The organism is Streptomyces sp. NPDC049585 (genome assembly GCF_040675615.1).
GTDB classification, from domain to species: Bacteria; Actinomycetota; Actinomycetes; order Streptomycetales; family Streptomycetaceae; genus Streptomyces; species Streptomyces luteosporeus.
In genome coordinates, this window is sequence record NZ_JBFAPE010000001.1 from 482,859 (window position 1) to 491,302 (window position 8,444).

10 protein-coding genes are annotated in these 8,444 nt (G+C 71.8%); 7 read left to right on the forward strand and 3 right to left on the reverse strand.

All coding sequences use genetic code 11. The features are described from left to right. Window positions 1-29: 29 nt before the first annotated feature. The gene (locus tag AB0K17_RS02320) at window positions 30-1,088 is read right to left on the reverse strand and encodes an adenylate/guanylate cyclase domain-containing protein (RefSeq protein ID WP_365966882.1); all 1,059 of its coding nucleotides are present in this window, start codon (window positions 1,086-1,088) and stop codon (window positions 30-32) included. A gap of 226 nt (window positions 1,089-1,314) precedes the next feature. Continuing rightward, window positions 1,315-2,166, reverse strand: coding sequence for a biotin--[acetyl-CoA-carboxylase] ligase (locus tag AB0K17_RS02325; protein ID WP_365966861.1), 852 nt, complete (start codon window positions 2,164-2,166; stop codon window positions 1,315-1,317). A 125-nt stretch (window positions 2,167-2,291) separates the two neighbouring features. Here AB0K17_RS02325 and AB0K17_RS02330 point away from each other — a divergent pair, with 125 nt between their 5' ends. The 5 genes from AB0K17_RS02330 (at window position 2,292) to AB0K17_RS02350 (ending at window position 6,615) form a co-directional block, all read left to right on the forward strand. Continuing rightward, entirely contained in the window at window positions 2,292-3,890 is a 1,599-nt protein-coding gene (locus AB0K17_RS02330; protein ID WP_365966862.1) for an acyl-CoA carboxylase subunit beta, read from the forward strand. Between the two features lie 41 nt (window positions 3,891-3,931). Then, entirely contained in the window at window positions 3,932-4,138 is a 207-nt protein-coding gene (locus AB0K17_RS02335; protein WP_365966863.1) for an acyl-CoA carboxylase epsilon subunit, read from the forward strand. 72 nt (window positions 4,139-4,210) lie between these two features. Next, a complete protein-coding gene (locus AB0K17_RS02340; RefSeq protein ID WP_365981835.1) occupies window positions 4,211-4,348 on the forward strand; it encodes a hypothetical protein in 138 nt (45 codons plus the stop codon). A gap of 119 nt (window positions 4,349-4,467) precedes the next feature. Continuing rightward, window positions 4,468-5,919, forward strand: coding sequence for a penicillin-binding transpeptidase domain-containing protein (locus tag AB0K17_RS02345; protein WP_365981819.1), 1,452 nt, complete (start codon window positions 4,468-4,470; stop codon window positions 5,917-5,919). A 90-nt stretch (window positions 5,920-6,009) separates the two neighbouring features. After that, window positions 6,010-6,615: a nucleoside triphosphate pyrophosphatase gene (locus tag AB0K17_RS02350; RefSeq protein WP_365966866.1), complete on the forward strand. Its 606-nt coding sequence runs from the start codon at window positions 6,010-6,012 to the stop codon at window positions 6,613-6,615. Window positions 6,616-6,619: 4 nt separating this feature from the next. Here AB0K17_RS02350 and AB0K17_RS02355 read toward each other — a convergent pair whose 3' ends face one another. Continuing rightward, on the reverse strand, window positions 6,620-7,165 hold the full coding sequence (locus AB0K17_RS02355; RefSeq protein WP_365966867.1) for a hypothetical protein: 546 nt from the start codon (window positions 7,163-7,165) through the stop codon (window positions 6,620-6,622). A gap of 132 nt (window positions 7,166-7,297) precedes the next feature. Between AB0K17_RS02355 and AB0K17_RS02360 the strand changes: the two genes are divergently transcribed. Together AB0K17_RS02360 and AB0K17_RS02365 are read left to right on the forward strand one after the other, a co-directional pair. Beyond that, a complete protein-coding gene (locus AB0K17_RS02360) occupies window positions 7,298-8,056 on the forward strand; it encodes an IclR family transcriptional regulator C-terminal domain-containing protein (RefSeq protein WP_365966869.1) in 759 nt (252 codons plus the stop codon). Window positions 8,057-8,349: 293 nt separating this feature from the next. Beyond that, window positions 8,350-8,444: biotin carboxylase N-terminal domain-containing protein (locus AB0K17_RS02365; protein WP_279617129.1), on the forward strand; the 95-nt coding region annotated here is incomplete at its 3' end.

Genomic DNA, 8,444 nt, shown 5'->3' on the forward strand with positions numbered 1-8,444 from the left:
CGCCGCAGGCGCACAGCGCGCCGCAGGCGCTACGCCCGGCGCGTGAGGAGCCAGGGTTCGACCATGCCGAGGCCTCGCACCGGGCGCTGCCACATCGGTTGTAGCGCGAAGCGGTACTTCGCGCGTTCCTCTTCCGGCACCTCCGCCTCCGACGTCGGCGCGTCCCCGCTGCGGGAGAGTTCCTCTGCGAAGGCCGCGTCGACGAGCACCGCGTCCTTCGGTGCTATCGAGGTCAGGCGGCTGGCGAGGTTGACCGTGGTGCCGAAGACGTCTCCCATGCGGGTGGTGACCGTGCCGAAGGCGATGCCGACGCGCAGCTCCGGCATGGTGTCGTCGTGGGAGAGGGTCTCGATGAGCCGTACGCCGATCTCGGCGGCCGTGCCGGCGTCGTCGGCGGCGAAGAGGACCTCGTCGCCGAGGGTCTTGATGAGCCGGCCGCCGTGGGCGGCGACGAGGTCGGCGGCGGTGGTCTCGAAGGCCTCGACGAGCTCGCCGAGCTCCTCCTCCTCCAGTCGCCGGGTGAGCCGGGTGAAGCCGACGAGGTCGGCGAAGCCGACGGCCAGGCGCCGGTCGACCATTTCGGCGTCGTCGGCGACCTGGGCCACGCGCCCGGTGGCGGCGGCGAGCTGCCGCCGCCAGACGTAGATGAGGAATTCCTCCAGCTCGGGCAGGAGCAGCTCGACGAGCGGGTAGGTGATCTCGGCTCGGCTGAGGCCTTCCTGAGGTTCGGTCAGGCCTTCGAGGAAGGAGTCGATCTGCCAGTCGGCGAGCCGGGCCGTGGTCTGGCCGGTGGAGCGGGCCACCTGGACGGCCATGGGCTCGCTGAGCAGCCCGGCCTCGACGAGGCCGGCGAGCCGGCGCAGGGCCAGGACGTCGGCCTCGGTGAGGGCCTTGGCCTGGCCGATGTCGGCGAAGCCCATGGCGCGCCAGAACCGGGCGGCGAGGTCCATGGAGACGCCGGCGGCGCGGGCGGCCTGGAAGGGGGTGTAGCGGCGCTCGGCGCCGAGGATGAGGGATTCGAGCCGGAGCGCGAGGGGGTCGCCCTCCTCGGCGTGGCCGTTGTCGTGGTTGCCGTGCGTCCCGCCCAAGCGGCCGTGCCCGCTGCCGGTCGCCGCGCCGTGCGCGGCGTCGTCCTCCCCCGTGGCCTTGACGGCACGGGAGGTGCCCCCGTCGTCGGCGGTCACCGCCCGCCCCCTGTCCGATCCGTGCGCACTGCCCTGCCGATCGCTGCTCGCTTAGGTTCCGCGCACAACGATACGTCAGGTGTGCCGTAGCTCACTCTCCCCACGGGTCAGTGCTCACTCTTTACGACGTTTACGAGGCGGCGGACCGCAAATGGACGATGTCACCCGCCCCCACCGGTTCCTGGACGCCGTCGGCGGTGGCGAGCACGAGGCGGCCGTCGCCGTCGACGGCGACGGCCTCGCCGACGAGGTCGGTGCCGCCGGGGAGTTCGGCGCGCACGGTGCGGCCGAGGGTGGCGCATCCGGCGGCGTAGGCCTCCTGCAGGCGGCTGGCGGCGGGGTCGCCGGCGGCGGCGCGCCAGGTGCCGTACCACTCCTCCAGGGAGCGCAGCACGGCGCGCAGGATGGTGTCGCGGTCGAGGACCTCGGCGCCGGCGAGGGCGAGGGAACCGGCGGTGGGTACGGGCAGCTCGTCGGCGCGCAGGGTGACGTTGAGGCCGATGCCGACGACAACGCTGTCGCCGGTGCGCTCGGCGAGGATGCCGCCGGTCTTGCGCTCCTCGTCGCCGACGGTGACCAGCAGGTCGTTGGGCCACTTCAGGGCGGTGTCGACGCCGGCGACGCGGGCGAGGGCGGTGGCGGTGGCGACGCCGGCGAGCAGGGGCAGCCAGCCCCAGCGGTCGGCGGGGACGCCGGGGCCGGGGGTCAGGCGTACGGAGAAAAAGAGGCCGGAGCGGGGCGGGGCGCTCCAGGTGCGGTCGAGGCGGCCGCGGCCGGCGGACTGTTCCTCGGCGACGAGGACGGCGCCCTCGGGGCCGTCGGCGGCGACGAGGTCGCTGTTGGTGGAGCCGGTGCGCTCGACGACGTCGAGGGAGGTCCACAGGCCGCCGGGGCGGAGCAGGGCCCGGCGCAGGGCGGTGGCGTTGAGCGGGGGCCGTTCGAGGTCGGACCAGCGGCCCCGGGGGGCGTCGGAGGGGGTCATGAGACCCACCATAGGAGGCGAGCGGGGAGGAATCGGTGTGGCCAAGGACGCAGTGCCGCGGTGGAGTCCCGCCGTTACGCTACGACCCGGTAACCCTCCCTCCGGACGAGCAGGAGCCGCATCCCGTGTCCGAGACTGACGTCAATGGATTCGACATCCACACCACCGCGGGCAAGCTCGCGGATCTGCAGCGCCGGATCGAGGAGGCGACGCACGCCGGCTCGGCCCGGGCGGTGGAGAAGCAGCACGCCAAGGGCAAGCTGACGGCGCGCGAGCGGGTCGATCTGCTGCTGGACGAGGGCTCGTTCGTGGAGCTCGACGAGTTCGCCCGGCACCGGTCGACGAACTTCGGCATGGACGCCAACCGCCCGTACGGCGACGGCGTCGTCACCGGGTACGGCACGGTGGACGGCCGCCCGGTGGCGGTGTTCTCGCAGGACTTCACGGTCTTCGGCGGCGCGCTCGGCGAGGTGTTCGGCCAGAAGATCGTCAAGGTGATGGACTTCGCCCTGAAGACGGGCTGCCCGGTCATCGGCATCAACGACTCGGGCGGTGCCCGCATCCAGGAGGGCGTGGCCTCCCTGGGCATGTACGGCGAGATCTTCCGCCGCAACACGCACGCCTCGGGTGTCATCCCGCAGATCTCGCTGATCGTCGGGCCGTGCGCGGGCGGTGCGGTGTACTCGCCGGCGATCACGGACTTCACGGTCATGGTCGACCAGACCTCGCACATGTTCATCACCGGCCCGGACGTCATCAAGACGGTCACCGGCGAGGACGTGGGCTTCGAGGAGCTGGGCGGCGCGCGCACGCACAACGCCACCTCGGGCGTGGCGCACCACATGGCGGGCGACGAGAAGGACGCCATCGAGTACGTCAAGGCGCTGCTGTCGTACCTGCCGTCGAACAACCTCTCCGAGCCGCCGGCCTTCCCCGAGGAGGCGGACACGGAGCTCACGGACGCCGACCGGGAGCTGGACGGGCTGATCCCGGACTCGGCGAACCAGCCGTACGACATGCACACCGTCATCGAGCACGTGCTGGACGACGGCGAGTTCCTGGAGACGCAGGCGCTGTTCGCCCCGAACATCGTCACCGGTTTCGGCCGGGTCGAGGGCCGGCCGGTGGGCGTCGTCGCCAACCAGCCGATGCAGTTCGCGGGCTGCCTGGACATCGCCGCGAGCGAGAAGGCCGCGCGCTTCGTGCGCACGTGCGACGCGTTCAACATCCCGGTGCTCACCTTCGTCGACGTCCCGGGCTTCCTGCCGGGCACCGACCAGGAGTACAACGGCATCATCCGGCGCGGCGCGAAGCTGATCTACGCGTACGCGGAGGCCACGGTCCCGCTGATCACGGTGATCACTCGCAAGGCGTTCGGCGGCGCGTACGACGTCATGGGCTCCAAGCACCTGGGCGCCGACCTCAACCTGGCCTGGCCGACCGCGCAGATCGCGGTCATGGGCGCGCAGGGCGCGGTGAACATCCTGCACCGCCGCTCGCTGGCGGCGGCCGCCTCGCCCGACGAGCAGGAGACGCTGCGCGCGGAGCTGCTCGCGGAGTACGAGGACACGCTGCTCAACCCGTACGTGGCGGCCGAGCGCGGCTACGTGGACGCGGTGATCATGCCGTCGGACACCCGCCGCCACATCGTGCGGGGGCTGCGCGCCCTGCGCGACAAGCGCGAGGCGCTGCCGCCGAAGAAGCACGGGAACATTCCGCTCTAGATCCGCATCCGGATCCGCATCGAGGCCCGAGGGAGGGTGCAGTGATCAAGGTCGTACGGGGCAATCCGACGCCGGAGGAGCTGGCCGCCGCACTGGCGGTGGTCCAGGCGCGGGCGGCGGCGGGCGCGGCCGCCCCGCCGGACGCCCCCGCCCTGACGCAGTGGTCGGGCCCGGCCCGCCTCGCCGCGGCGCGGCGTGCGCCGCGCCCGGGGCCGGGTGCCTGGCGCACCACGTACTGGCCCGCCTGACCGGCGGGTTCCCGCTTCGACCGCGGCGCCTGAGTACGCGTACTCAGGCGCCGCGCGCCTTCCGGTCGGAGCATGGAGGTCATGCTCTGGTCCGACCCGTCCGACGAACCGCCCGAGGAACTGCGCGAGGCGCAGGCCATGCTCCGGCGGGCGGGCGTGGTGCTGGCGGTGGGGATGGTGGTGCTGTTCCTGGTGCTGGGAGTGTATTGAGGGCTTGAGGCCGTGAGGTCTTGAGACTTTGAGGCCGTGAGGTCGCAACGGGCGTCACAGTGGCCTCATAGGTCTGGCCAGGCCGCAACCGTATTCGTCCGATTTCCGTCATGACGTACATGAACAAGCCTGTACGCCACATAGCGGTCTTCACAGGAGTGCTCGTGCTCGCGCTGCTGGTGCGGGCGACCTGGGTGCAGTTCGTGCGCGGCGAGGAGCTGTCGTCGCACGAGAAGAACCGGCGGGTCGCCATCGCGAGCTTCTCCCAGCCGCGCGGCAACATCATCGTCGGGGGCCGGCCGATCACGGGCTCGGCCGGGACCGGCGGTGACCTCAAGTACAAGCGCACGTTCACCGACGGCAAGATGTACGCGCCCGTCACCGGCTACTCGTCGCAGAGCTACGGCAGCACCTTCCTCGAAGGCGTCAACAACAAGCTGCTCAGCGGCACCGACGACCGGCTCTTCCTGCAGCGCACCGCGGACATGCTCACCGGCAAGCAGCGGCGGGGCGGCGACGTGGTGACGACCATCGACCCCAAGGCGCAGAAGGCCGCGTACGAGGGGCTGGGCGACCGGACGGGCGCCGTCGTCGCCCTCGACCCGCGGACCGGCAGGATCCTGGCGCTGGCCTCGACCCCGTCGTACGACCCCTCGGTCTTCGCCGGCAGCTCGAAGACGGACCAGGAGGCCTGGAAGGCCCTGGAGAACGACAAGAGCAAGCCCATGAACAACCGGGCCCTGCGCGAGACGTACCCGCCGGGCTCCACGTTCAAGATCGTGACGGCGGCCGCGGCCCTGGAGAACGGCCTCTACACCGACGTCAACGCGGCCACCGACTCCCCCGACCCCTGGATCATGCCCGGCACGGTCACCAAGCTGCCCAACCAGAACCCCAACGCCCCCTGCCGCAACGCCTCCCTCAACGTCGCCATGCAGAACTCCTGCAACACGGTGTACGGCAAGGTCAGCTCGGACCTGGGCCGCGACAAGATGCGCGCCACGGCAGAGAAGTTCGGCTTCAACGACGAGGTCTTCACCCCCGTGCGGGCCAGCAAGTCCGTCTTCCCCAAGGACATCAACAAGTCCCAGACCGCCATGGCCGGCATCGGCCAGGGCAGCCTGACCGCCACCCCGCTGCAGGTCGCCATGATGACGGCCGCCATCGCCAACGACGGCAAGCTCATGAAGCCGTACATGGTCGAGGAACTGCGCGGCCCCGACCTCAGGACGATCGAGAAGCACCGGCCCGAACAGCTCTCGCAGGCCACATCCCCCGACGTCGCCAAGAAGGTGCAGCAGATGATGGAGGACACCGCCACCAAGGGCACCGGCAAGGCCGCCCTGATCGACGGCGTCACGGTCGGCGGCAAGACGGGCACCGCGGAGCGCGGCAAGGACCAGAAGAACCTGGCGTGGTTCATCTCCTACGCCAAGACGGACGAGGGCTCGCCGGTGGCGGTGGCGGTCATGGTCGACCCGGACGACAGCGTCCCGGACGACGAGATCTCCGGCGGCAAGCTGGCGGGCCCGATAGCGAAGAAGGTCATGCAGGCGGTGCTGGCGCGGTAGCCGGTGCCCTCGAACGCCGGACGGGCTGCATGGCAGCCCGTCCGGCGTTCGAGGACGAACCAAATACGACGAACCAAATACGCTGACCCCATGAGCAACCGCATCCGCCGCCTCGTCCTCGCCTCGCAGTCCCCCGCCCGGCTGGGCCTCCTGCGCCAAGCAGGACTGGCCCCCGAGGTGATCGTCAGCGGTGTGGACGAGGACGCGCTCGACGCGCCCACCCCCGCCGAGCTGGCCCTCGTGCTCGCCGAGGCCAAGGCCGCGGCCGTGGCCGCGATGCCCGCGGCGGCGGGGGCGCTGGTCGTGGGCTGCGACTCCGTACTGGAGCTCGACGGGCAGGCCCTCGGCAAGCCCGCCGACGCCGAGGAGGCCACCGCCCGCTGGAAGGCGATGCGCGGCCGCGCCGGCGTCCTGCGCACCGGCCACTGCGTGATCGACACGGCCTCCGGTCGCCGCGCCTCGGCGACCGCCTCGACGACGGTCCGCTTCGGCGAGCCGTCCGACGCCGAGGTCGCCGCCTATGTGGCCTCGGGCGAGCCGCTGCACGTGGCGGGTGCCTTCACCCTGGACGGCCGTTCGGCTCCGTTCGTCGAGGGCATCGACGGCGACCCCGGGAACGTCATCGGCCTGTCGCTCCCGCTGCTGCGGCGGCTGCTCGCGGACCTCGGCGTCGGCATCACGGACCTGTGGGCGTGACGGTCTACAGCGGCAGCGCGCTGGTCACCTTGCCGAGTTGCTTGAGCTCCCGGAGCTTCTTGAGCTTGCCGAGCTGGCTGACGGCACCGGGGTAGATGCTCTGGTCCTGCGAGGGGGCCATCTCCTCCTCGGTGGGGATGCCGGCGGGCGGCTTGGACATGTCCGGGGCACCGGCCGGCGCGGACTCGCCGCGGACGGCCGGCGCGGGGGCCGCCCTCCCGGCTGAGCCGCTCTTCGCCGAGCCGGCCTTCGCGGGGGCAGCCTTCGCAGGGGCGCCCTTGGCCGGGGCGGCCTTCGCCGGTGCGCCCTTGTGGGGCGCTCCCTTCGTGCCCTTCGAGCCCTTCGAGTCCTTGGGCGCCTTGGACGCCTTCGGCACCGGCTTGGCCGGGGTCCCCTGGGACGGGGCGGTCACCGTCATGGGCCCGGCGCTGGAGGACGGCGGCGGGGCCACCGGCGTGGGCGCGGCGGGCTCGGCGGAGGCGGTGGCGACGGAGGACACGGAAAGTGCGGCGCCGGCCAGAACGGCAGCGGCAGCAATGCGCTTGATCATGACTTCATCAACGATGTCGGGGAATATCGGTCACGATGCACTGCACCACCGGTGCCTACTCCCGCCCCGGTGGCCTCAGTTGATCCCCGCCACCGAACAACCGACCCCGTACAGCAAGGAGCCCCGCCCGTCATGCCGCAGTCCGTGGACCGCGCCCTGGACCTCCTGGACGCCGTCGCCGCCTCGCCCGGTCCCGTACCGGCCAAGGCCCTCGCCCGGCGGCTGGGCTGCGGCCTGTCCACGGCGTACGAGCTGCTGGGCGCCCTGACGGCCCGGGGTCACCTCGTCCGTACGCCCGCCGGGTACGTGCTGGGCTACCGGACGCCCGAGCTGCACCGCTCCTTCCAGCGCCAGATGCGTCTGGGCAACGAGGTGCAGGAGTTGCTGGTGCGGGCGCGCCGCACGTCCGGGGCGGACACGTACTACAGCGCCTACCGTGACGGCGATATCGCCGTCCTCGCGGGCGCGACCGCCGCCGACCCGCCCACCGGCGGCTTCCGCACCGGTCAGGACGACGCCGCGCATGCCACGGCGCACGGCAAGGTGCTGCTCGCGGCGCTGCCGCGGGCCGCCCGGCACCGCTATCTGGACGCGGCGGGCATGCGGGCGCTCACTCCGCGGACGATCACCTCCCCCGAGCACCTGGACGCGCAGCTCGCGGGCGTGCGACGGGAGGGGGTGGCGGTGGAGATCGAGGAGAGTGCGGCGGGCGTGGCCTGCGTGGCCGTACGGGTGCCGGTACGCGGTGTGCTCACCGCCGTCTCGGCGGCGCTGCCGCTCGCCGACTTCCGCCGGCGCGGGCCGGCGGTCGCCGAGGCGCTGCGCCAGGTGGCGGTGGAAGTGGCGAGGTTTCCGAATGCGGCGGACATCAGCCCCTCTACTGACGGGTAGACCTGAGGAAAGCGCCCCTACCGTGCGGGACGGACCGCAAACTTTGCGTCACCCGTTCGTAGGGACTCCACAAAAATTCGGCGGTGCCACTCCCGGCCCGCTCCCGAGAGCTTGACCACACCGAGGCGCGACCGACGCTCCGACGGACCGGGCGTACCGTGGATGATCTGGGGACTTGGGCCCGGGCACGGCTCCCTTTTCACGCTCCGTGTGGGCAAGGTCACCCCGGAACTCGGGTCGGCACAGAGTGTCGCCAGTACCTAAACTCACCTTGTTTCAAGGAGGGAGCCATCGTGCGCAAGGTGCTCATCGCCAACCGTGGCGAAATCGCTGTCCGTGTCGCTCGTGCGTGCCGGGATGCGGGGATCGCCAGTGTGGCGGTCTATGC

Excerpts from the sequence above, each read along its gene's own strand:
- AB0K17_RS02325 (WP_365966861.1), bottom strand. The coding sequence starts at position 2,166 with ATGACCCCCTCCGACGCCCCCCGGGGCCGCTGGTCCGACCTCGAACGG.
- AB0K17_RS02340 (WP_365981835.1), top strand. The coding sequence starts at position 4,211 with ATGGAGGTCATGCTCTGGTCCGACCCGTCCGACGAACCGCCCGAGGAA.
- AB0K17_RS02345 (WP_365981819.1), top strand. The coding sequence starts at position 4,468 with ATGAACAAGCCTGTACGCCACATAGCGGTCTTCACAGGAGTGCTCGTG.
- AB0K17_RS02350 (WP_365966866.1), top strand. The coding sequence starts at position 6,010 with ATGAGCAACCGCATCCGCCGCCTCGTCCTCGCCTCGCAGTCCCCCGCC.
- AB0K17_RS02355 (WP_365966867.1), bottom strand. The coding sequence starts at position 7,165 with ATGATCAAGCGCATTGCTGCCGCTGCCGTTCTGGCCGGCGCCGCACTT.
- AB0K17_RS02360 (WP_365966869.1), top strand. The coding sequence starts at position 7,298 with ATGCCGCAGTCCGTGGACCGCGCCCTGGACCTCCTGGACGCCGTCGCC.